The following is a 23,661-nucleotide window of genomic DNA, read 5'->3' on the forward strand; positions in this document are numbered from 1 at the left end:
CAAAATAAATGATAATAATAGAGATAAGTCTTAAGATTATTATGAGCTAATATTATGATTTCTATTTATTCTTAATTAACATTTTAGCCCATTCAACAGGGCTGTTTTTTATTGGTAATTTTAATTTCTGACTTAATGAGTATAACGTAGGTGCGGGTATATCTGAAAGGGATTGCAACGTTGAGCTCATTAATACACTTTCAGGAGCACCATCAGCAATTAATTTTCCTGATGATAAATGGATAACCCGCTGAAAATGACGTGCCGTAAAATCAAGATCATGGCTAATCGCAAGAACAGATGTACCTAATGTTTTTTGTATCTGAAGCCAGTTCTCAAAACATGTTAGCCAATGTGCATCGAAATCGCGAGTCGGCTCATCAAGTAGTAATATTTTGGGGGATAGAATACTCAAACTTGCAACGGCAACCATTCTACGTTGACCTGCGTGTAAATCTAAAGGATGAACATCAGCGACATTGCTTAAACCGCAAAGCATTAATGTTTCATCCAAACGTTTTTTAATCTCTTCTTTAGAAAACTTGCGTTGTTTCAAGCCAAAAGAAACTTCTTTTTCTACGGTGTTATGAAATATTTGTCGTTCAGGCTCTTGGAATAATACACCAATATATTGAGCACGTTGCTGTGCTTTCATTTGAGATAATAACTGATTATTGAGTTTTATCTCACCTTCATTAGGCGTTAACAATCCTGCAATTAAACGTAATAGTGTTGATTTACCCGCACCATTATCACCAACGAGTGTTATCCATTCACCTTGATTTAATGTTAAAGATAATTGAGAAATACACGGTGGAACATCTTCACTCCAACGATAAGTCACTTTATCAAGCTGTAACATAAAACTCCTTAAAAGCCTTAAGTAAGGCCTTATCGTTATTTACAATATTTTTTTTCCAATGATGGTTTTCGACTAACCAATTTAAAGCTAACCATGCATCAGGAGCATTAATTGTTGTAAATAAGAAAGGAAATATATCTTTTAAAGCACCTGCTGCTTTTATTGTTCCTGCTTCTAACAATAAAAATTGTTCACTAAGTGTTATTGCAGGCAATAAATTGCGTTCAAAAATAATCACACTACATGTGTGCTCTTGTGCGTACCGTTTAATGCGTTGCTGTAATTGTTGTGTTGCATTTGGTGTTAAACGACTAAATGCTTCATCAAGCAATAATAATTTAGGGTGCATGGCAAGAGCGCTTGCAATGACTACACGCTGCGCTTCTCCGCCTGACAGTGTAGAAGGGTGGCGGAAACGAAGGCTGTCACATTGCGTTAATATCATTGCTTCTTTTACGCGAAATCGAACTTCATTATCACTTAACCCTAAATTTTCAGGGCCAAAAGCAATCTCTTGCTCTACTGTAAAAGCACAACCTGAAAGTTGTAATTGAGGAGATTGTTGAACGAGTTGTCTACCGGGGGCTAGTGATACTAATCGGCTTTTATCCAGAGCAATATTTTGTACAATTCCCAAGCCTTGCACTGAGCCTGTTAATAAATCGGGATGCCAACCTGCTAGTAGTTGGGCAAGAAGGCTTTTTCCACTGCCATTTCCTCCCAAAACAACAAGCCATTCTCCTTGCTTTAATTGTAGATCAATAGGGCCAATAATAGGTTGCTCATCGTCTTTAGGAGTAAAACTAAATTGCTGAAGATTTATTACCATAGCCAAATAGCTCCTTCAACAAAGATAAGCAGTAAAATAAAATAGCGTAACATCTCTTGTAGTGGTGTATCGACAGGGGGAGAAAGCGTGGTACGTTTTGCAATAATACGAAATCCTCGCATATCTAATGCAGCGCTACGAATCGTTAAATCACTTAATACATGGCTAATAAGTGGCAAGACAATAGCAGGCAATGTTATTAGACGTTGCCAGAATGAACCATCAAGAGGTACACCTCGTGCTAATTGTGCTTCTCTTATATTGTGTAACTGTTGGCGTAATTGTTCTACAAGTAACAAAGGCCCTGCTAATAAATAGGAAAGACTCATAGGTAGACGGCTAGCAAATAAGGCCCTAATAAATTGTTCGGTTGAAGTGTACTGCAACCACAATTGAGCACCGCTTATTATTGCTAATAATCTTAGCCATAGCGTTATTGCCATAGCTTGTTTACTGGTATCTAAAATGCCACCTGTTAACCAATAAGCAAACCAACCGCTATGAACTAACCATAGGCCTATCGCCATAGGGATCATCAACCATGCAATAAGGCGCCAACGCCAGCGAGAGGCTTTCCAGAGTAATAAGCTAATAAAAGTACCACTGCTAATTATCAGCAGTGGTAAGCTTAATGATAAAAACAGCACACTGGCACTTAGCCAAAGCCATAATGCCAATGAGGTAAAGGGGTGCATTATTAGCGAACCTTAGCCATTGCAGGGAAGTTGCGTTGTGTTTTTTGTGGTAATTGACGTACTAATAACCAAGCAATAATCGCTGATAATATTTTATCGGCGAGATTTGCACCTAAAACAGTAATTGCAACAGATTCAATAAGCCCTTCACCAACCGCATGAAAATAAGCGACAAAGAAATCTGCGCCACTGCCTGTGGCACCACCAAATAAATAAGTCCGAATTGGAACAGCGACAACCATTAACGCTAAAGTAATAATAATACCTGAGCCAATAACTCGAGTTAATGAACGAAAACCACCAGCACGCGCTAATAAACCTGCACTTAATCCTATCATCATGGCAACAGGTGCAAATGCAGCAGCCATTGGGCCACTAATTAATCCCCATAACAGGTTGGTTAATAATCCAGTAAATAATGCAACCCATGGACCACCTAATAAGGCACAGATAAGCGTGCCGATGGAGTCTAAAAAGATAGGAAGTTTGACCATTGAGGTGATTTGACCACCGATCATATTTATTGCAATAGAAACAACAATGAGCACAAGAGTACGGCTCGAAATTAGAGGAGTTGTAGACATAGTTTAAAAACCTTTACAAAGGATAGTGACTATTGGTTTTATTATTCTGCATCAATAACGCTCTTTTTATAAAAAGGCTATTTACGCGGTGTGATGACCAACTCCTCATAACCAGAGTGTTCACAAGGCTGACGGCTAAAAGTCACTTGCTCTAACTCACCAATAACGAGTTCTAGCGTTGTGCGCACTGTACAACCTGGCATCATATGTCCACCACACATTAATCCATTTTCATCTGAAACCGCTAAATGCAAATGTTCACCTTGGTCATCTAATGTTCCAATTAGTGAAACAATTTCAAATTTACCCGTAAGATAGCGATTTTCTTCACGTCCTGCAAAGCGTAATACCACATCTGTTAAACTGCCCACACAACCTGCAATAAATGCCGATTTCAGGTTTTGTTCTTTAATCATCTGTCGTAATGCCATAATCACATCTTCATTAGGGAGAAGGCGAAGTGGAATAAATCGAGAATTGGAATAAAGTAATGAGGTGTGTGGCATGGTGATTATCCTAATAACTGAATGTCTATATTTAATTTATTATGGTTATTGTAAGCACTAAAATGACCGTTTCAGATAAGATAAGACTTAGTTTATTTTTATTATCTACTTTCATTTTTATGCACAAAACTCGCATAATGTATTATTAATAAAAAAAACGAAAGAGGAAATAGATAATAACTTTTTATTAACAATGAAATTGTTTTGTATCAAAAGAATAAAATATGGAAAAACAAAGGAGGGCATAAGGATGAAAGGAGAATGTTCATCCTTATTTTTCTAAATAGGGCGTTTAAGTAAGATAACTAAATAATCAAATTATAATCAATATGTTCCATTAATTTAGCGTTATCACTATAATCGACAGGAATAGCAAGAACAGCAGGGCCATCAACAGCCATTGCTTCATGTAAAACGCTACGTAATTGAGAAGCACATTCAACAGAAAACCCTTTAGCTCCGAAGGATTCCGCGTAACGTTTAAAATCAATTGCGCCAAATTTCACGCCAGAATAACGACCATATTTTTCCTTTTCTTGCATTTCGACCATATTATAAGCGTTATCCACCCAGATAATATGTAGGATATTTGTATTTAAACGAACCGCAGTTTCTAATTCCATTGAAGATTGCATAAAGCCACCATCACCAGAAACAGAAATAATTTTGTCAGAAGGACGAACAAAAGAGGCACCAATTCCCCACGGCAATGCAACACCCATAGTTTGTTGACCATTAGAAATCAGCATTTGTCTTGCTCTAAAACTATAAAGATAACGAGCTAACCAGATATGAAAACTCCCCATATCAATACACAGTGTTACATCGTTATCAATAATATCTTGCATCTCATGAATAATGGTTAAAGGGTGAATAGGACTACCTTGCCTAAAATAACTATTTTGTTGCAGCGTTTCTCTTTGCTGGCGAATTTTTTCTAAAACCTGACGAGTGTTATTTGAGAGTGTAATTTGAGATGTGGATTGTTTAGCGAAACGCTGAGTTAAATTATCGAGAGTTAGTTTGATATTGCCGGTTAATTCTAAATCAGGGCAATAAGCTAGATCTATTTCAGCTGGAATTTCATCAATATGAATAATATTGGCATTGTTGTGATTCCATAATGAAGGTTCATATTCGATTGGACTATAACCTAACGTAATGACTAAATCAGCATGGGAAAGTAATTCATCGCCTGGCTGATTATTAAATAAACCTATGCGACCAGCAAATAAAGGAAAATGGCGTTGAGCGATAGCGCCTGCTGATTGATAAGTTCCCACAATTGGGAGAGGGCAAATATCGAGTAGTTTTTGCAGTGATAATGCATTATCAGGATAACTCGCCTGCAAACCTAATAAAATGACAGGGTTTTTTGCCATTAATAATAAGGTAACCGCTTCTTTTATTGCATCATTGTTTGCTCCACCCAGATTAGATTTAGATTTAGGCACTAATATTGGGCTATCAACAGCATTATTTAAAATGTCCATTGGAAATGTTAAGAAAGCAGAGCCAGGTCTTCCTGATTCTGCATGACGAAACGCATTGACCATTATTTCAGAGATTGATTTTGAGGAATCAATTTCAGCACAAAATTTAGTGATAGGATTAAACATGGTAACGGTATCCATACTCTGATGAACCAGTTTTAATCTATCCGCCGATTTTACTGAACCGCCTAATGCGACTAACGGATCACCTTCAGAAGTTGCCGTTGCAATGCCAGTTGCAAGATTAGAACATCCTGGCCCTGATGTAGTGATAGCGACTCCCGCTTTACCCGTTAAGCGTCCGACTGCCGCAGCCATAAATGCCGCATTCGCTTCATGACGAACAACCACAGTTTCAATATTTGAATCAACAAGCGAATCGAATACACGATCGATTTTTGCACCCGGAATACCAAATACTTGTTTGATGCCATGTTGCTCTAATTGTTTGACGACTAAATCTGCACCACATTTCCAATGATGAGTGTTCATATAACCTTCTTTGAGTTTGCAAGTGAATAAAATACAAGCGGGTAATAAAGCTAAGAGGCTTCTAGATTAATTTTCAGCTTTTTCTATTGCCTGATGCAGATTGTCTGGCATTAAGTTAGCTTGCAGAAACGTAGCTTGGCAGGGTAAGTCGATGGTAAGGCGAGAAATAACACCGATTTTTAAGGTGCCATATTTTAAATAGTAATCAAGAACATGACCACCACCTTGGCGTTGTTGATTTATATAATGTTCATGAAAACCAGCAACATTTATTCCTTGAGTAAATTGTGGTGAACGAAAGCCTGCAATAATACCGGTTTCGTTATGAAACGTGAAAATAGGTTGATTTTTTATTGCTTCTAACATGGGAAGGTAAGGAGGCTCTTGGCGAGGAACAGTACGTGTTTTGACTAATTCAAATTCGCCTTCAATTTTAATTGCACAAAAAAGATTATCAGAAGGAACATACTGATTGATTGTATTATGTATTTCTTGTTGTGAGGCGCCGTAAGAAAACGAATGTTCAATATCAGAATTAAAAAAGGTCATCACAGCAAAAGGGGATTTTTGAGAGTCTAATGCCTTACGGGCACTGCCATCAGAACGTAATTGGAAAACGTTGTTATCAAAAGCAACTAATTCACCATCAAGTTGATTAAAGGTGCCCAAACCAAAATCACCCTGTTTTAATAAATCAGCAATAGTAACATCACTATCATAAACGCCGGCAATTAAGCTGCTCATTAATGAATTCTGATAAATAGTACATTCGGGATGATTATTAATATAATTATTTAGATTGGTTACTATCTCTTGGCTACATTGACAACTACTATTTTTATTATGGGCTATATCGCTATTATCTCGCATATTATGGCTTAAATTATAATTCATAATGCAACTGATCCTTATTTGATAAAGATGGTCATTAATTGACTATCAATTTAATTATTAGTCTCGTGAATAAAAAATTCAAATGTTTTTATTGTTATTAAAATATTAATGATAATTTACTATTTTTTAGATGTGTGTGGTGATTATTTTATAAAGTTATTTGAATGGTTTCTTTTAAGTTATTTGAATGGTGGTTGCTTTATAAAAGTAGAAATCATAAATGCTTGTTATCGTCACTTACGATACATAATTAATTATATAGGCTACCATTATGAATATAGTATTTACATATCTAAAGGCTCATTTAGCTAAGGATACTACAGCCGCTGTTGATCTGGCAGATTATCATCCTTCTTTTAAGAACTTATCTTTCGCAAGAAAGATATTGAATATAAAGTTAACAACTGTTGAGTGTAATTTCTGTTATAAAAAGAAGGATCAAGAACTTAATATAAATAAAGCCATTAAATACCAAAAACTGCTTGGAAAATTAGCTGGAATTGAGCAAAGAAAAACATATCAAGATAAAGATATTAGGCATAAAGGTTTTGAAACTTTAAAAAAATTTCATTATGAATTCTCTAAAGTAAATATGGATTTTTCAAATTATGATCTTTCCAATGTTGATTTAAGTAGTTATTTTTTGGAGAGATCGAAATTTACAAATAGTGATTTGAGTGGAACTAAAATCAAGGCAAATGATGCTGATTTTTCGAATGCCAAGCTTGATGGTGCGCAAATAAAATTTAAAAAAATAAAATATATGGATAGAGTGTGTATAGGTGAAAAAATAATTGATGATCCGGCTAAGAAAGCAATACTTAATACTCTCAGAAGTATTGATGATAAATATTCTGATATTAAAATAAATCTCGTCAAGAAATTAATCAAAGCAGTGCATTATTGGGATAAAAATTATGTAAATGTACAACATATTGACTCATTTCTGGATTACATTTTTTCAAAAGAATATTATTTGGAAGATAAAGAGATTAGAGATTCTGTTAAATCTTTGCTTGATCAATTAACTCTAACTAATAATAATGAAAAACATATAGCACTAAAGCACGTATCGTTATATCTGGATATTATTTCCAAGTTTTTTAATGATCAAGAACAGGATGATTTCCTATTGAAAAATAATAAAAAATTTATTAATTTAATGGCAGTCGCTCTTTATCATGATGACAGAAATATTCAAGAAAAATCTAGAACTTTATATGATAAATATCTTAAATTAGAAAGGGTAAGATCCTTTTATGAAAAGCATAAAACTGTTAATGATGAAAAGGTTGATTGGGATAATAAAGACGCTAATAATATAATTATTATTAATGAAAATAAAACGATGGTGACAAGCTATAACGAATTAAATAAAATGCTATTTGCCGACCTTAAAAAAGCGGATACACAGTGGAATTCATTTTATCTTTATAACGATAAAATATTGCAGAAGGTTAACGAAAGCAATCTTTATGTTTTATTTAATAAAGATTTTAAGATCTTTAAAGAGAATTATAATGATTTTGCTCTGAGTGAGAAATTTAAGAAACTAGCATCAAATTTTGATAGTTACGCTGAAGGATTCAATTCTGCTTTCATTGGTAATCATATTCAGGTTAATGACAAATTAATTGATCGTGATCAGAAAGAGCAAACTAAAATATATTTGGTTTTAAAAGAATTAATAGATATCCCAGAAACCAATATTTCAATGACATCACTCAAAAATAAACATTATCAACAAATATGTGACATTTTTGAATTGAACGGGTTAAAGGATAAAGAAAAGTCTAAATACTTACTGTGCCTTGCAATTATATTTGTTAAATATGCATCTAACGATGTATTTGGCTTGGGAAATAAGTCACCTCAAGTATTGAAACTTTATGCTTATGCATTAATAGATAAAGCTAATAAATTAAATGCAAAATTAATGGGCTATGATTATTATGATTTTATGTCTGATTTAGTGGGAAGCGGTAAAGAGACCACTGAAACAACTGGTCTTTATTTCCGAATGAGAGCATATGGAGAAATGCGCTGTGCTTCTATTTTTAATAAGATGATACCACCACAGTGGAGATAATACTTATTTACTGCAAAAGCATAAAAACCCCAAAAGCTGGAGATCAACTTTTGGGGTTTAATTAAGAAAATGTATTTTTTGTAATAACGAGAATTACACGTTAAACAAGAAGTTCATCACATCGCCGTCTTGAACAATATACTCTTTACCTTCTGCACGCATTTTACCCGCTTCTTTTGCACCTTGCTCACCACCGTAAGTGATAAAATCGTTATAAGCGATAGTTTGAGCGCGAATAAAGCCTTTTTCAAAGTCAGTGTGGATTTTACCTGCGGCTTGTGGCGCAGTTGCACCTACTGGTATTGTCCATGCACGTACTTCTTTAACGCCCGCAGTGAAGTAAGTTTGTAAGTTCAGTAATGCGTAACCCGCACGGATAACACGGTTTAAACCGGGCTCTTCGATGCCTAAATCTTGCATAAACTCTTCACGCTCAGCATCTTCTAATTCAGCAATGTCTGCTTCAATCGCAGCACAAACAGGAACAACCACAGAGCCTTCTGCTTCTGCGATTTTGCGAACGGTTTCAAGGTAAGGGTTATTTTCAAAACCATCTTCATTAACGTTTGCAATATACATTGTTGGTTTTAACGTTAAGAAGCTTAAATAACGAATAGTCGCTTTTTCTTCTTCAGTTAAATCTAAAGCACGTAACATGCCCGCGTTTTCTAAATGCGGTAAGCATTTTTCTAACACTTCCATTTCTGCTTTAGCAATTTTATCGCCACCTTTCGCTTTTTTCTGATTACGGTGCATTGCACGTTCACAGGTATCTAAGTCAGAAAGGGCAAGTTCAGTATTGATAGTTTCGATATCTTCAGCAGGATCAACTTTGCCCGCAACGTGAATGATATTGTCGTTTTCAAAACAACGAACCACATGGCCAATCGCTTCAGTTTCACGAATATTAGTTAGGAATTGGTTACCTAAACCTTCGCCTTTAGATGCGCCTTTTACTAAACCCGCAATATCAACGAATTCCATTGTTGTAGGTAAAATACGCTGTGGCTTAACAATTTCAGCTAATTTATCTAAGCGAGGATCAGGCATTGGAACAACACCTGTGTTTGGCTCAATAGTACAGAATGGGAAGTTGGCTGCCTCAATACCTGCCTTAGTTAAGGCATTAAACAGTGTAGATTTCCCTACGTTAGGTAGACCGACGATACCACATTTAAATCCCATAAACGTTCACCTTGTCACATAAAAACAACAGGAGGGAGTGTTCCTGTTGTGTGCTGTTAAAAAAAAATTTGGCGCTATTATAGAGCAAATCCCCGATTGATTAAATCATCAGGGATTAATCGCGCAAAAGAAGAGGGTGATTTACCCACTTAATAACTTGAAAGTAATTGAGTTTGCTTACTAATGCTGATTAAGCTTTAAAACTATGTAAGCGGTTTATGGCTTTTTCATAGCCGTCACGCATGAGAATCTCTGTGCATGAAAGTGCTTCATCAATAGCGTCATCAATTAATTTTTGTTCACTCATGGGTGGTTTGCCTAATACAAAACCAACCACTTTATTTTTATCACCAGGGTGACCAATACCAATGCGTAAACGATAGAAGTTCGGATTATTAGCAAACTTACTTTGAATATCTTTTAATCCGTTATGACCGCCATTGCCACCACCTAGCTTCATTTTGACAACACCGGGTGGTAAATCGAGTTCATCATGTGCAACTAAAATTTCATCAAGCTCAATGCGATAGAAATTTGCCATTGCTTGTACCGCTTTACCACTTAAATTCATAAAAGTGGTAGGCACTAATAATCGAACATCATTACCATTCAAATTAATACGCGCAGTGTAACCAAAGAATTTACTCTCTTCTTTTAGAGATTGTTGATGGCGTTGAGCCAATAAATCAACATACCAAGCACCCGCATTATGACGAGTCTGGGCATAATCTGCACCGGGGTTTGCTAACCCGACGATAAGTTTAATTTTACTCACAATAGCCTTTCACTGTTATCGTCTTAAAAGAAAGCCCATAGTTTACCTGTCTAAGCTCAGAAGCACAAAATAGATTACATAGAATGTTTTTTGAAATGATAAGCAGAGGAAATGTTAATTTTTTGATTTAACAAAAAGAGCGAAAATAACAAAATCGGCGCTATTTTATTCTTTTGAAAGAAAAAAACACATTTTTTGTTAAGAATTGTCAATAAATTTCGGAGCGATGTGATCCCTTCGACAATAACTTCTTAGTATTTATGGCTATAATAACTGCAAAGAATAAAAGGTTATTCGATGTATTTTGTTGTTGAATCGTCTGACGACGCGCTTGGAGGTGCAACATGAAATATAAACATGCATTTGCAGTCGGTAATTTATGTATGGCTACGGGGATGGTTGTGATGCTCGGTAGTCTTGGTTATACGCTTCTTAGCCATATTTTCCCATTAGGGCTCCCTGAATTTCTAGCGGATATCTCTTTAATGGGGATTTTTATTGGTGCTCTAGTTTGGTTAGCTGGCGCCCGTATTGGTGGTAGAGAAACAATAGCAGAAAGATATTGGTGGTTACGTAACCATGATGAACGTTATCGTCGTCATGACAATCACCGTTATCCATAATGTTATTATTACAAATGAATATCAGAATAGATAAAAATAACAAGAAATTAAAAACTGATGTTAAGTGAATAATAGTTGTCATTATGCGTTGTAATATACACCTATAGACCCGTTTAATGATAACGGGTTTTTTGTTGCCTAAAATTCTCTTAATCTAGAAAAAAACATCAAAAAACCCGCTATAACAAATGCTATAGCGGGTTTAGTTATCTCAAATTGCAATGAATGTTATAACAAATTAATGTTCAAACATCGCAGAGATTGACTCTTCATTGCTAATGCGACGAATTGCTTCAGCCAGCATGCCAGAAAGGGTCAATGAGCGGACTTTATTTAATGCTTTGATTTCTGCTGATAACGGAATTGTATCGCAGACAACCACTTCATCAATAACAGAGCTTTTGATGTTCTCAACAGCATTACCAGAGAAGATTGGGTGAGTCGCGTAAGCAAATACACGTTTAGCACCACGTTCTTTCAGCGCTTCAGCTGCTTTACACAATGTACCGCCTGTGTCGATCATATCGTCAACAAGGATACAGTCGCGGTTAGCAACGTCACCAATAATGTGCATAACTTGAGAAACGTTAGCGCGAGGGCGACGTTTATCAATGATAGCCATATCAGTGTCATTCAGAAGTTTAGCGATAGCACGAGCGCGAACAACACCGCCAATATCTGGAGAAACAACAATAGGGTTGTCCAAATCTTTTTGAAGCATATCTTCTAAAAGAATTGGGCTGCCGAAGACATTGTCAACCGGTACATCAAAGAACCCTTGGATTTGTTCTGCGTGTAAGTCACAGGTTAAAACACGGTCTACGCCTACACTAGATAAGAAATCCGCAACAACTTTTGCCGTAATAGGAACACGGGCTGAACGAACACGGCGATCCTGACGGGCATAACCGAAGTAAGGAATAACAGCAGTGATACGACCAGCGGAAGCTCGACGTAATGCGTCAACCATGACCACTAATTCCATTAAATTATCATTAGTAGGTGCGCAGGTTGATTGAATGATAAATACATCACCACCACGTACGTTTTCGTTGATTTGCACACTGACTTCACCGTCGCTAAAACGACCTACAGCCGCGTCTCCTAGGCTAGTGTAGAGTCGGTTGGCAACACGTTGAGCCAGTTCCGGGGTTGCGTTACCAGCAAAAAGCTTCATATCGGGCACGAGAAAAACCTCAGGCTTGCGTCCAGAGAGAGATATTGTTGACCTGTAAAGAACGTGTTTATGAACATAGGGTTTGTAAACATCATCTTACGGGTGCAATAACACAGGTATCCTTGAGCGGAATAAATGCAGAGGAGAAATGTTGACGCCTTGCGCTACAAATCCATGCACCCACTCAGGGGCGTTAATTAACACTTCACTGGCGGCAACTTGTGAGTCGAACTCGCCGAACACACAGGCACCTGTCCCAGTTAAGCGTGACGGTGCATATTCTAACAGCCACGAAAGCAGATATTCAACCTCACGAAAACGTTTTCTTGCGATCATTTCACAGTCATTTGCAAACGGAGCCTTTAATAATGCGCCAAGAGAGCGAATAGGAGAATTACGTTTTAATTCTGGATCTGTGAAGATTGTCGGTGTTGGGATGGAAATTCCGGGATGTGCGACTAAATACCATTGCTCTTTTGGCTCTGCGGGGGTCAAAATTTCACCAACGCCTTCGGCGAACGCTGCATGACCTTTTACAAAAACAGGGACGTCTGCACCTAAACTAACGCCTAATTCAGCTAACGTTTCATCACTTAAACCGGCTTGCCAATGGTAATTAAGTGCAATTAAGGTGGTTGCCGCGTTAGAGGAGCCTCCACCTAAACCACCTCCCATAGGCAGTTTTTTATCAACACTGATATCTGCACCGTGATACTGCAAAGAAATATTATGTTGTTGACAATAATCACGCAGTAATTTAGCGGCTTTAATAATTAAATTATCTTTATCTTCTACGCCATCAATCGGCGTCAAGATAGTTAACTGGGTATCATCACGAGGTGTAATGGTTAATGTATCGCCATAATCTAAAAACTGAAATAACGTTTGCAGATTGTGATAACCATCAGGGCGTTTTCCCGTAATGTAGAGAAAAAGATTTAATTTGGCAGGAGACGGCCAACTTAGTGTCATTGCTGTATATCCCAGTTATCCATTTTTAATTTGATAGTGCGTTCACCTTGTTTTAGCTCAAGGCGTTGTGGCAGGTTGGGTGTGGTACTTGAATCATAAGCTTGGTAAGTCACAATCCAATCGCCTTCAGGTGCAGGTAATATGACAGATTTTAATAAATGATTAGCATCTAACTCGAAATCAGTTGCATCACCTGGTAAACCCACAAGCCAAGCACGCAGATTTTTCAGTGGAATAACCATTCCTGTAAGTTGGTAGATCATCTCAGCAGGGTTATCGCTATAATATTTTTTGCCTTTATTATCAGTAACTTCAATTACACCAGGCATAACATTTAAATCGAGTTCTGTTGTACCTAAAGGATTGGTTAACAATAAGCGATAACGCTCATCCGCTTTGTCTTGCCAATAGAATCGGGCATAGGTTTTATTGGTATCTTCAATATAGGCAAAAGCGCCTCGGGTTTCGTATTGTGAAATTTTCTTTAATGCTTGTTGGCGAGCTTGCCATTGCACATCATTATCAGATGCCGAACCTTGAGTCTTTATCTGATTTAGATTACAGGCACTCAGCAACAACGCCGTTAGCGGGATAAGGCGCAGGAGTTGTTTGGTTGAAAAAAAGCGTGAACGCATAGCTGAGACATTCCTTTAATTCGTTATTAGTTAAAAAAAAGAGTATCATAAACCTTATGATATAACGATATTTCGTTAAATTGTGTATAGAAATCTCCTATCACTCAAGTAAGCTCTTTTATTGAATCTGTTCATCAAGTAGAATGTCGGAAATGAAGAGTCCATACTAAATGCGCTGTTTTAGGTTTACACTAAGTCAAGTCGCGAGGCGGTATTTATTCATAACTCGATATAGTTGATATGACGTTATTAGCATTAGGTATTAATCATAAAACAGCCCCCGTTGCTTTACGCGAGAAAGTCTCTTTTTCTCCCGATACCATGGGTGATGCCTTAAATAACCTCTTACAGCAACCCGCTGTCAGAGGCGGTGTTGTGCTGTCTACTTGTAACCGTACTGAGCTCTATCTTAGTATGGAAGACAAAGAAAATAGTCATGAACAGCTTATTCGCTGGTTATGTCAATATCACCAAATAGAGCCAAATGAACTGAAAAGCAGTGTTTATTGGCATCAAGATAATCAAGCTGTCAGCCATTTAATGCGAGTGGCAAGTGGCTTAGATTCTCTAGTATTAGGTGAACCTCAAATATTAGGGCAAGTTAAAAAAGCCTTTGCCGATTCTCAAAGCTATCACTCGCTCTCTTCAGAGCTGGAACGTTTGTTTCAGAAATCTTTTTCAGTTGCGAAAAGAGTGAGAACAGAGACACAAATCGGTGCCAATGCGGTTTCTGTCGCTTTTGCAGCTTGTACGCTAGCGCGTCAAATCTTTGAATCGTTATCTTCTTTGACTATTTTGTTAGTGGGCGCTGGCGAGACAATAGAGTTAGTCGCTCGTCATCTGCGTGAACATCAAGTCAAAAAAATCATCATTGCGAATCGAACAAAAGAGCGTGCTCAACGTTTAGCTAATGAAGTTGATGCCGAAGTGATTACATTATCAGAGATTGATGAATGTCTTTCACAAGCGGATATTGTCATTAGTTCTACGGCAAGCCCATTACCCATTATTGGTAAAGGAATGGTTGAAAGGGCGCTTAAAAAACGTCGTAATCAGCCAATGTTGCTGGTGGATATTGCAGTTCCTCGTGATATTGAACAAGATGTTGAAAAGCTAAATAACGTTTATCTTTATAGCGTTGATGATTTAGAAGCGATTATTCAACATAACCGAGAACAACGCCAAGCAGCAGCAATTCAAGCAGAACATATTGTCCAGCAAGAAAGTGGGCAATTTATGGATTGGCTACGGGCACAAGGTGCTGTGGGTGCGATTCGAGAATATCGAGACAGCGCTGAAATGTTACGTGCAGAAATGACAGAAAAAGCTATCACATTGATACAAAACGGAGCGGATGCAGAAAAAGTTATCCAACAGCTCTCTCATCAATTGATGAATCGCCTTATTCACACACCAACAAAATCTCTTCAACAGGCTGCCAGTGATGGTGATATTGAACGCCTGAATCTATTACGTGAAAGTTTGGGTATTACCCATAATTAACTTTGTCTAACAGGATCTTAATCTACGAATGAAGCCTTCTATTGTCGCTAAGTTGGAAGCTCTACAAGAGCGTTATGAAGAAATTCAGGCACTTCTGTCAGAAGCTGATGTTATTGCCTCTCAGGAGCGTTTTCGTGCGCTTTCAAAAGAATACTCTCAATTAACAGACGTCACGGCTTGTTTTAGCCAATGGCGACAAGTGCAAGACGACATCGAAGCAGCAGAAATGATGCTTGATGATCCTGAAATGAAAGAGATGGCACAAGAAGAGCTGAAAGAAGCGCGAGCATTAAATGATGATTTAGAACAACAGTTACAAGTACTGTTGTTACCTAAAGATCCTGATGATGAATTTAACTGTTTCCTTGAAATTCGTGCAGGAACAGGCGGCGATGAAGCTGCATTATTTGCGGGTGATTTATTCCGTATGTATAGCCGTTATGCAGAATCACGTCGCTGGCGTATTGAAGTCATGAATGCTAACGAAGGTGAGCATGGTGGCTATAAAGAAGTTATTGCAAAAGTCGTGGGTGATGGCGCTTATGGTGTATTGAAATTTGAATCAGGCGGTCACCGTGTTCAACGTGTACCAGAAACAGAATCTCAAGGCCGTATTCATACTTCTGCTTGTACGGTTGCCGTATTAGCTGAAGTGCCAGAAGCTGAATTACCTGAAATCAGTCCAAGTGACTTACGTATAGATACATTCCGTTCTTCAGGGGCGGGGGGGCAGCACGTTAACACCACTGATTCTGCTATCCGTATTACGCATATTCCAACAGGAATTGTGGTGGAATGTCAGGATGAACGTTCACAGCACAAAAATAAAGCTAAAGCGATGTCTGTATTAGGTGCACGTATTCGTGCGGCTGAAATGCAAAAACGCCAAGAAGCAGAAGCTTCTGAACGTCGTAACTTATTGGGTTCTGGTGACCGTTCTGACCGAATCAGAACGTACAACTTCCCGCAAGGTCGTGTAACTGATCACCGTATCAACCTCACATTTTATCGCTTAGATGAAGTGATGGAAGGAAAGTTAGATCCATTAATTCAGCCTATCGTGACCGAATATCAAGCGGATCAGCTTTCTGCACTTTCTGAGTTGAATTAATGAATTATGAACAATGGCTGCGTGAAGCAGCCTTGCAATTAATTGAAAGTGACAGCCCTAAACGCGATGCTGAGATTTTACTTGGGTACGTAACACAACGTACCCGTACTTATTTAATTGCCTTTAATGAAACGGCACTTTCGTCAGACGAGTTAGCGCAATTGTCACAATTACTTGCTCGACGCATTAAAGGTGAGCCCATCGCGTATTTAGTGGGTGAAAGGGAGTTTTGGTCATTGCCGTTAAAAGTGTCACCCGCAACATTAATCCCCCGTCCTGATACCGAATGTCTTGTTGAAAAAGCGTTAGAAAAACTCCCATTGGAACCAACAAAAATTCTTGATTTAGGAACAGGAACAGGTGCTATTGCGCTCGCAATGGCATCTGAGCGCCCAGATTGTCATATTATTGGTGTGGATTTTCAAACTGAAGCCGTGGCATTAGCACAAGAGAATGCGACCAATTTAGCATTAACCAACACAGAATTTATGGAAAGTTGTTGGTTTAGTTCACTCTCTGGGTATCAATTTGGTATGATAATCAGTAATCCTCCTTACATAGATGAAAATGATGAGCATATTCATCAAGGGGATGTTCGTTTTGAACCTTTAACTGCATTAGTTGCTGGCAAAAATGGGTTTGCTGATATCGAAATTATCATTGAAACTGCTCGACAGTTTTTAACTGATAATGGATGGGTATTACTGGAACACGGTTGGCAACAAGGCGAAGGTGTACGCAATATTTTTATTGATAAGGGTTACTGCTGTGTGGAAACTTTCCGTGATTATGGCGGTAATGAGCGAGTGACAGTAGGTCGTTGGAATTATGATAGAAACCATAGCTGATTACGAATTTAATAAAGCCCCTTTAGTTAAGGGCATGATCCTTATCTCTCAGGCTATTCGACCTGATTTTCCAACCACTTCTGTTGGTTATCAACTGGCGCAGTTAGTTGAACAAGCAGAAGCTGAAATTCCTCAACAAGGAAATACTAAAGAGCAGATAGAAGCACTGCTAAAACTGTTTTATAAGCAGTGGCACTTTAGTGGTGCAAGTGGCAAATATTGCCTTTCTGATACTTTATGGTTAGATAAAGTATTAGCGACTCATGTAGGCTCTCCTGTTTCACTGGGTTCGATTCTTATTTATATCGCACAAGCGTTAAATTTACCGTTAGTACCAGTTATCTTTCCTACACAACTTATTATCAGAATAGATATTCCTAATGAACAACCGCTATTTTTAAACCCAATAAATGGTGAATATCTATCGCAACATACCTTAGAAGTTTGGTTAAAAGGGAATGTAGGTAGCTCTTCTGTACTATTAGAGGCAGATTTAGAAGAATCAGAATACAGTTCTATTATTCGTAAACTTTTGGATACATTGAAAGTTTCTTTAATGGAAGAAAAGAATATGGAGCAAGCATTAAAAGCCAGTGAAACGGTATTAATGTTTGATCCTGAAGATCCTTACGAAATACGTGATCGCGGACTTATTTTTGCTCAGTTAGAGTGCAACCATGTGGCAATATCTGACCTAAACTATTTTGTTGAGCAATGCCCTGAAGATCCTATTTCAGAGATGATCAAAATCCAAATTCATTCGATAGAACAAAATCCTATTGTTCTCCATTAAAAATTTAAGAAACGTACTTAATTAACACAGTACATTACAAACAGTATAGGGATAAATATGCAACATAAAGTGGTGAATATTGGTGATATCAAGGTAGCAAACGACCTGCCATTTGTGCTTTTTGGTGGCATGAATGTATTAGAATCGCGCGATTTAGCCATGCGTATTTGTGAGCATTACGTCACTGTCACTCAAAAACTGAATATTCCTTATGTATTCAAAGCCTCTTTTGATAAAGCAAACCGTTCTTCAATCCACTCTTACCGTGGTCCGGGCTTAGAAGAAGGGATGAAAATTTTCCAAGAGTTAAAAGAAACTTTTGGCGTTAAAATTATTACTGACGTTCATGAAGCGGCACAAGCTCAGCCTGTATCAGAAGTTGTCGATGTTATTCAATTACCTGCATTTTTAGCTCGTCAAACTGATCTTGTTGAAGCGATGGCAAAAACGGGTGCTGTGATCAACGTGAAAAAACCTCAGTTTGTAAGCCCTGGTCAAATGGGGAATATCGTCGATAAATTTAAAGAAGGCGGCAACGACCAAGTTATTCTATGTGATCGCGGCAGTAACTTTGGCTACGATAACTTAGTAGTTGATATGTTAGGTTTCCACGTTATGATGCAGGCTTCTCAAGGCGCACCCGTTATTTTTGACGTAACACATTCACTGCAATGCCGTGACCCATTTGGTGCAGCATCAGGTGGACGCCGTGCACAAGTTGCAGAATTAGCTCGTGCAGGTATGGCGGTTGGTCTTGCAGGTCTATTCCTTGAAGCTCATCCAGATCCAGATAATGCTCGTTGTGATGGCCCATCAGCGTTACCACTGGCTAAATTAGAGCCTTTCCTAGCGCAAATTAAAGCGATTGATGAAGTGGTAAAAAGTTTCCCAGAGCTAGATACCAGCAAATAAAATGCATTATGCAACTTCATACGGTTGTTAATATGTTCGGCGCTGATCTTCAGCGCCGTTATCACGAAAAAATTCATAAAATCACCCTTCATGGCGGTTTCAACTGTCCTAATCGAGATGGCACATTGGGGCGAGGTGGCTGTACTTTTTGTAATGTCTCTTCTTTTGCTGATGAGCAAACGCAATATCACTCCATTGAAGAACAAATTGCATTACAAGCTAAAAATATTAACCGCGCGCACCGTTATCTTGCTTATTTTCAAGCCTATACCAGTACTTATGCCGAAGTAGAATACTTACGTACCTTATATGAAACCGCATTATTACAAGCAGATATGGTGGGGTTATGTGTGGGAACTCGACCAGATTGTGTTCCTGTTAGCGTATTAGATTTATTACAAGGTTATCGTGATAAAGGCTATGAAGTATGGTTAGAACTCGGTTTACAAACGGCTCATGATAAAACATTAAAGCATATTAATCGTGGACATGATTTTCAATGTTATCAAGCGACGACTCGCGAAGCTCGCCGTCGTGGTTTAACAGTATGCACACATCTTATTGTTGGACTGCCACGAGAAGATCATCTGCTTAATATGCAAACATTAGAGCGTGTGGTTGAGACAGGCACTGATGGGCTTAAATTGCATCCTTTACATATTGTCGAAGGCAGTACGATAGCTAAAGCGTGGAAAGCGGGGCGAATAAACGCATTAACACAAGAACAATATGTCTATACCGCGGGTGAGATGATCCGCCATACTCCTCCTGAGATTATTTATCACCGCGTATGTGCCAGTGCCAGAAAACCCACTTTATTAGCCCCAGAGTGGTGTGAAAACCATTGGTTGGGTATGAATGCACTTTATCAAGATTTATTAAAAAAAGGTGTGCAAGGAAGTGGAATAGGTAAAGCATTTATTCCTTATTAAGTGAATTACTCATAATTAAAAACGCCCTTAATCTTTATTTAATATTGATTAAAGGCGTTAATTTTTTATCTTAAAAATATAAACAACTACTGAATTAATTCCAGATCATCCAATGCTTTTTGCAATGAAGGATAAAAATTCAGTGTACCTTCAATTGGCGTGACTCTTGCTCTAGCCAGTGTCTTTAATGGCTGGAAAGGTATATCACACACAATCACATGGGTATCGTGTTTTACATCAGTAACGAAATGCTGGAACGCATGTAATCCCCCTGCATCTAATACAGGAACAGCATCCCATTGCATAATAACGGTTTTATAACCTTTACTACGTTCACGTAACTCATTAAAGATACGTTCAGCGGCGGCAAAGAATAATGGACCATTAACACGCACAACTAATAACTGCTTATCATCATCAGTATAAGGGGATTCAGTTATTTTGGTCATATTGGCAATACGACGCATAAATAACAGTGACGCCAACACAATACCGATAGTAATTGCAATCACCATATCAAAGAGAACGGTGAGCGATAAGCATAATACTAAGACAATAATATCGTCTTTAGGGGCATGTCGAATAAGATCAATAACTTTACGTGCTTCGCTCATATTCCATGCAACAATTAACAGCAATGCTGACATTGCGGCTAAAGGTAAATAAGAAAGAAAAGGAGCTAATACAAGTAAAGTTAGCAACACCAACAACGAGTGAACAATAGCAGAAACTGGCGATGTTGCGCCCGCACGCACGTTAGCTGCTGAACGAGCAATAGCGGCAGTCGCTGTAATACCACCAAAGAAAGGTGCGACAATATTACCAATCCCTTGTCCCACTAATTCACCATTAGAGTGATGTTTTTTGCCTGTCATGCCATCAAGTACAACCGCACATAATAACGATTCAATTGCACCTAACATTGCCATTGAAAAGGCTGCGGGTAATAAAGCAGAGACAGTGCTCCAATTTAATTCAAGTGATGAACCTGAGCTTGGTAAATTCCAAGGTAAAACAAATTGGGGCAAAATAGGTGGAATACCTTGCCCTGTTGTACCATTAGGAAGCATATAGCTAAATTGCGAGCCAATTGTTGCAACGTCATGACCGAACATATTCACAATACCCATTACCGCAGTACCTGCGATTAAAGCAGGTAGGTGCCCAGGTAAACGTAAATTCAGCTTAGGCCAATAAATTAAAACAAACAGAGTTGTCAGACCAATAAGCGTATCACCAATATGAATAGTCGGTAATGCAGAGCCTAAAGCAATAACTTTATCTATATAGGTTTCTGGCACATGTGCTAATTCAAGACCAAAAAAGTCTTTTACTTGCATCGTGGCAATTGTAATAGCAATCCCTGAGGTAAATCCAAGTGTTACAGAAACAGGAATATACTCGATAAGCTTACCAAAACGAGCTAATCCCATAACCACTAAGATCACGCCAGACATAAGCGTAGCAATCAATAAGCCACTTAAACCAAATTGTTGTGATACAGGATAAAGGATCACAACAAATGCGGCAGTAGGGCCTGAAACGCTGTATCGTGAGCCACCAGAAACAGCAATAACTATACCGGCAATAGCTGCGGTATAAAGACCGTATTGCGGAGGAACACCGCTACCAATTGCCAGAGCCATGGCTAAAGGTATCGCGATAATTCCGACGGTGATCCCTGCAATAATATCTTTTAATAAACGCGCAAAAGAGTAAGGCTCTTTTACACATGCATCAATAAATGCACTAAAGGGGCGAACCCGGTTAACTTTATGAGTTTTCATTTAGGATTAAACCAAAATAAGAAGTCAGATGCCGAATAACGGCGATAAGGAAAAGAGAGGATATCGCTTTTATTCGCTGATAATAATGTGATACATCAAATTATTAATGCATATCTTAAGGCTTAGTAGAAATAAAATCAATTAAACTAATAAGTTAACATAAATAGATAATGTAATGTATCTTATTGTATTTATTCTGTTGCTTGCTTGAAAATAAAGTTTAAATTTATTTTAAAACTATAAAAAGCGTTTTATTTTAGAATAAATGTCGTTTATAGATAGGATAATAAAAACCTTTTTATGTCATAAAAATCGGATAGACATAAATAACAACTAGATAAGTTGTTTTGATTCATTAAAATTAATTATCAGAGATTATTAAGTGATAAGGAATTATTAAATAAAACGATTAAGCAAAAAAGTAAAATAAAAAATGCTTTGTATACTAACCATAATCTAATCAAAAAAAGAAGAGTGATGGATATAAATAACTCAGTGAAGAAAAACGAGACTAAAAGTGTATGTTTTTAGAACAAAAAAATAGAGCCTAGCTAAAAAACTAGGCTCTATCTTAGAATATGGCGGTGAGAGAGGGATTCGAACCCTCGATACGTTGCCGTATACACACTTTCCAGGCGTGCTCCTTCAGCCTCTCGGACATCTCACCGTATTGTTTGTTGGATATGTACTTAACATCTCTCAACGGGGCGCTACTATAGGGAAAAGGAGCATAAGCGTCAACAGCTAAATGCATTTTTCCTTTAACTTTTCTATTAAGCAGTCAAATAAAAAACAATATGCACAAATGCTAGACAAATTATACAGTAAACCAATACACGTATAGATTGGCGTATTGAAAAAAGAATGGATATTTTCGTTAACTGGTTAACATTCTCAACATTTTTATTAACAACTTATACAAAGAGACTTGAAATAAGAACGCAACCCTCGCACCCTATGATAAAAATGCTGGAGGAAGGCAAAATGAATATTATTTATTATCATCCTTTTTTTGACGCAGAAACATGGATCAACGGTATGAAGGCGCGTTTGCCTGATGCCAATATACGCATTTGGGAACCTAGCGATAATCAACCTGCTGATTACGCCATGGTTTGGCTTCCTCCTTATGAAATGCTTGCAAGTCGTAATCACCTTAAAGGTATTTTTGCGTTAGGGGCAGGTGTTGATGCTATTTTAAAACAAGAACAGCAAAAGCCCGGCACATTGCCAACAGGTGTTCCTGTTATGCGTTTAGAAGACACTGGTATGGGGCTTCAAATGCAAGAATATGCCATTGCTAAAGTGATGTATTACTTTCGCCGTATGGATGATTATAAACGCCAACAATCACAACGTTTATGGAAACAGCTTCCTGCACACTCTTATGATAATTTTGTGATTGGTGTTTTAGGTGCTGGCGCTTTAGGCGGTAGTGTCGCAACTAAACTTGCGGAATTAGGTTTTAAAGTTCGTTGCTGGAGTCGCAGTGAAAAACAAATTAAAAATGTTGAAAGTTTTTATGGCAAAGAGCAACTCAGTAATTTTCTCAAAGAGTGTAATTTGCTGATTAACTTATTGCCTTATACGCCTGAAACGCATGGTATCTTGAATTTTTCACTCTTTGAGCAATTAAAACCGTCTTCTTATTTAATTAATCTTGCTCGTGGTGCGCATTTAGTCGATCAAGATTTATTAGAAGCCATAGATCAAGGCTATATTGCTGATGCAACACTTGATGTTTTTGCTCAGGAGCCTTTAGCGGGTATGCACCCATTCTGGACTCATCCTCGTATTTCTATTACGCCACATATTGCGGCTTTCACCATTCCGAATATTGCTATGGATACGATTGTTGAAAATATTCAGAGAATTGAAAATGGAGAAGCACCTTTTGGTGTTGTTGATATGAAGAGTGGTTACTAAGTCTATTTTATTTATATTTTAATTTTAGATAATAGGCA

22 protein-coding genes and 1 tRNA gene are annotated in these 23,661 nt (G+C 37.8%); 9 read left to right on the top strand and 14 right to left on the bottom strand.

Annotated elements, in window-relative coordinates; genetic code table 11:
* Positions 1-61 precede the first annotated feature (61 nt).
* The 7 genes from ABN212_RS08090 to budA form a co-directional block, all read right to left on the bottom strand.
* A complete protein-coding gene (locus ABN212_RS08090; protein WP_198619964.1) occupies positions 62-862 on the bottom strand; it encodes an energy-coupling factor ABC transporter ATP-binding protein in 801 nt (266 codons plus the stop codon).
* Entirely contained in the window at positions 849-1,691 is an 843-nt protein-coding gene (locus ABN212_RS08095) for an energy-coupling factor ABC transporter ATP-binding protein (protein WP_198619965.1), read from the bottom strand. The genes ABN212_RS08090 and ABN212_RS08095 overlap by 14 nt, the downstream gene beginning before the upstream one ends.
* Positions 1,685-2,386 (bottom strand): energy-coupling factor transporter transmembrane component T, encoded by a 702-nt coding sequence (locus ABN212_RS08100; protein WP_198619966.1) that lies wholly within the window; start codon positions 2,384-2,386, stop codon positions 1,685-1,687. Before ABN212_RS08100 ends, ABN212_RS08095 begins: the two co-directional genes overlap by 7 nt.
* 2 nt (positions 2,387-2,388) lie before the next feature.
* Positions 2,389-2,970, bottom strand: coding sequence for an ECF transporter S component (locus tag ABN212_RS08105; RefSeq protein WP_349443094.1), 582 nt, complete (start codon positions 2,968-2,970; stop codon positions 2,389-2,391).
* Positions 2,971-3,047: 77 nt separating this feature from the next.
* Positions 3,048-3,476 carry a PPC domain-containing DNA-binding protein gene (locus ABN212_RS08110; RefSeq protein WP_198619967.1) on the bottom strand — a complete coding sequence of 143 codons (429 nt, stop codon included), beginning with the start codon at positions 3,474-3,476 and terminating at the stop codon, positions 3,048-3,050.
* A gap of 305 nt (positions 3,477-3,781) precedes the next feature.
* A complete protein-coding gene (gene alsS / locus ABN212_RS08115; protein ID WP_349443095.1) occupies positions 3,782-5,461 on the bottom strand; it encodes an acetolactate synthase AlsS in 1,680 nt (559 codons plus the stop codon).
* A 66-nt stretch (positions 5,462-5,527) separates the two neighbouring features.
* Positions 5,528-6,355 (bottom strand): acetolactate decarboxylase, encoded by an 828-nt coding sequence (gene budA / locus ABN212_RS08120; protein WP_198619969.1) that lies wholly within the window; start codon positions 6,353-6,355, stop codon positions 5,528-5,530.
* 271 nt (positions 6,356-6,626) lie between these two features.
* Here budA and ABN212_RS08125 point away from each other — a divergent pair, with 271 nt between their 5' ends.
* Complete coding sequence (locus ABN212_RS08125) at positions 6,627-8,444, top strand: hypothetical protein (protein WP_349443096.1); 1,818 nt, start codon at positions 6,627-6,629, stop codon at positions 8,442-8,444.
* Between the two features lie 93 nt (positions 8,445-8,537).
* Here the strand turns inward: ABN212_RS08125 and ychF are convergent, their stop codons facing one another.
* Both ychF and pth read right to left on the bottom strand, forming a co-directional pair.
* Complete coding sequence (gene ychF / locus ABN212_RS08130; RefSeq protein ID WP_023582042.1) at positions 8,538-9,629, bottom strand: redox-regulated ATPase YchF; 1,092 nt, start codon at positions 9,627-9,629, stop codon at positions 8,538-8,540.
* Positions 9,630-9,819: 190 nt separating this feature from the next.
* Positions 9,820-10,404 (bottom strand): aminoacyl-tRNA hydrolase, encoded by a 585-nt coding sequence (gene pth, locus ABN212_RS08135; protein WP_198619972.1) that lies wholly within the window; start codon positions 10,402-10,404, stop codon positions 9,820-9,822.
* Positions 10,405-10,748: 344 nt separating this feature from the next.
* Here pth and ychH point away from each other — a divergent pair, with 344 nt between their 5' ends.
* Positions 10,749-11,027, top strand: a complete 279-nt coding sequence (ychH, locus tag ABN212_RS08140; protein ID WP_072068239.1) for a stress-induced protein YchH — start codon at positions 10,749-10,751, stop codon at positions 11,025-11,027.
* A gap of 238 nt (positions 11,028-11,265) precedes the next feature.
* On the opposite strand, the gene prs is transcribed toward ychH, so the two are convergent.
* From prs to lolB, 3 genes are all read right to left on the bottom strand, one after another.
* A complete protein-coding gene (gene prs, locus ABN212_RS08145; protein WP_036912921.1) occupies positions 11,266-12,213 on the bottom strand; it encodes a ribose-phosphate diphosphokinase in 948 nt (315 codons plus the stop codon).
* Positions 12,214-12,300: 87 nt separating this feature from the next.
* The gene (gene ispE / locus ABN212_RS08150; protein WP_198629995.1) at positions 12,301-13,176 is read right to left on the bottom strand and encodes a 4-(cytidine 5'-diphospho)-2-C-methyl-D-erythritol kinase; all 876 of its coding nucleotides are present in this window, start codon (positions 13,174-13,176) and stop codon (positions 12,301-12,303) included.
* Positions 13,173-13,811 (bottom strand): lipoprotein insertase outer membrane protein LolB, encoded by a 639-nt coding sequence (gene lolB / locus ABN212_RS08155; protein WP_198632175.1) that lies wholly within the window; start codon positions 13,809-13,811, stop codon positions 13,173-13,175. The genes ispE and lolB overlap by 4 nt, the downstream gene beginning before the upstream one ends.
* Positions 13,812-14,051: 240 nt before the next feature.
* Between lolB and hemA the strand changes: the two genes are divergently transcribed.
* Genes hemA through ABN212_RS08185 form a run of 6 tightly spaced genes read left to right on the top strand, consistent with a single transcriptional unit; the run spans position 14,052 to position 19,910 of the window.
* The gene (gene hemA, locus ABN212_RS08160; RefSeq protein WP_109372210.1) at positions 14,052-15,314 is read left to right on the top strand and encodes a glutamyl-tRNA reductase; all 1,263 of its coding nucleotides are present in this window, start codon (positions 14,052-14,054) and stop codon (positions 15,312-15,314) included.
* A 28-nt stretch (positions 15,315-15,342) separates the two neighbouring features.
* Complete coding sequence (prfA, locus tag ABN212_RS08165; RefSeq protein WP_109372211.1) at positions 15,343-16,425, top strand: peptide chain release factor 1; 1,083 nt, start codon at positions 15,343-15,345, stop codon at positions 16,423-16,425.
* Positions 16,425-17,273, top strand: a complete 849-nt coding sequence (prmC, locus tag ABN212_RS08170) for a peptide chain release factor N(5)-glutamine methyltransferase (RefSeq protein ID WP_349443097.1) — start codon at positions 16,425-16,427, stop codon at positions 17,271-17,273. The genes prfA and prmC overlap by 1 nt, the downstream gene beginning before the upstream one ends.
* Entirely contained in the window at positions 17,257-18,066 is an 810-nt protein-coding gene (gene sirB1 / locus ABN212_RS08175; protein WP_036913468.1) for an invasion regulator SirB1, read from the top strand. Before prmC ends, sirB1 begins: the two co-directional genes overlap by 17 nt.
* A 57-nt stretch (positions 18,067-18,123) precedes the next feature.
* Positions 18,124-18,978, top strand: a complete 855-nt coding sequence (gene kdsA / locus ABN212_RS08180) for a 3-deoxy-8-phosphooctulonate synthase (RefSeq protein ID WP_109372214.1) — start codon at positions 18,124-18,126, stop codon at positions 18,976-18,978.
* Positions 18,979-18,986: 8 nt separating this feature from the next.
* Positions 18,987-19,910: a TIGR01212 family radical SAM protein gene (locus ABN212_RS08185; RefSeq protein WP_349443098.1), complete on the top strand. Its 924-nt coding sequence runs from the start codon at positions 18,987-18,989 to the stop codon at positions 19,908-19,910.
* A gap of 86 nt (positions 19,911-19,996) precedes the next feature.
* Here ABN212_RS08185 and dauA read toward each other — a convergent pair whose 3' ends face one another.
* Both dauA and ABN212_RS08195 read right to left on the bottom strand, forming a co-directional pair.
* A complete protein-coding gene (dauA, locus tag ABN212_RS08190) occupies positions 19,997-21,697 on the bottom strand; it encodes a C4-dicarboxylic acid transporter DauA (protein ID WP_196532601.1) in 1,701 nt (566 codons plus the stop codon).
* Between the two features lie 579 nt (positions 21,698-22,276).
* Positions 22,277-22,364, bottom strand: a tRNA-Ser gene (locus ABN212_RS08195).
* A 317-nt stretch (positions 22,365-22,681) separates the two neighbouring features.
* Between ABN212_RS08195 and ghrA the strand changes: the two genes are divergently transcribed.
* Complete coding sequence (gene ghrA / locus ABN212_RS08200; protein WP_198632174.1) at positions 22,682-23,623, top strand: glyoxylate/hydroxypyruvate reductase GhrA; 942 nt, start codon at positions 22,682-22,684, stop codon at positions 23,621-23,623.
* The last annotated feature ends 38 nt before the right edge of the window (positions 23,624-23,661 follow it).

The sequence above is a fragment of the Proteus genomosp. 6 genome, from assembly GCF_040139785.1.
Lineage (GTDB): Bacteria > Pseudomonadota > Gammaproteobacteria > Enterobacterales > Enterobacteriaceae > Proteus.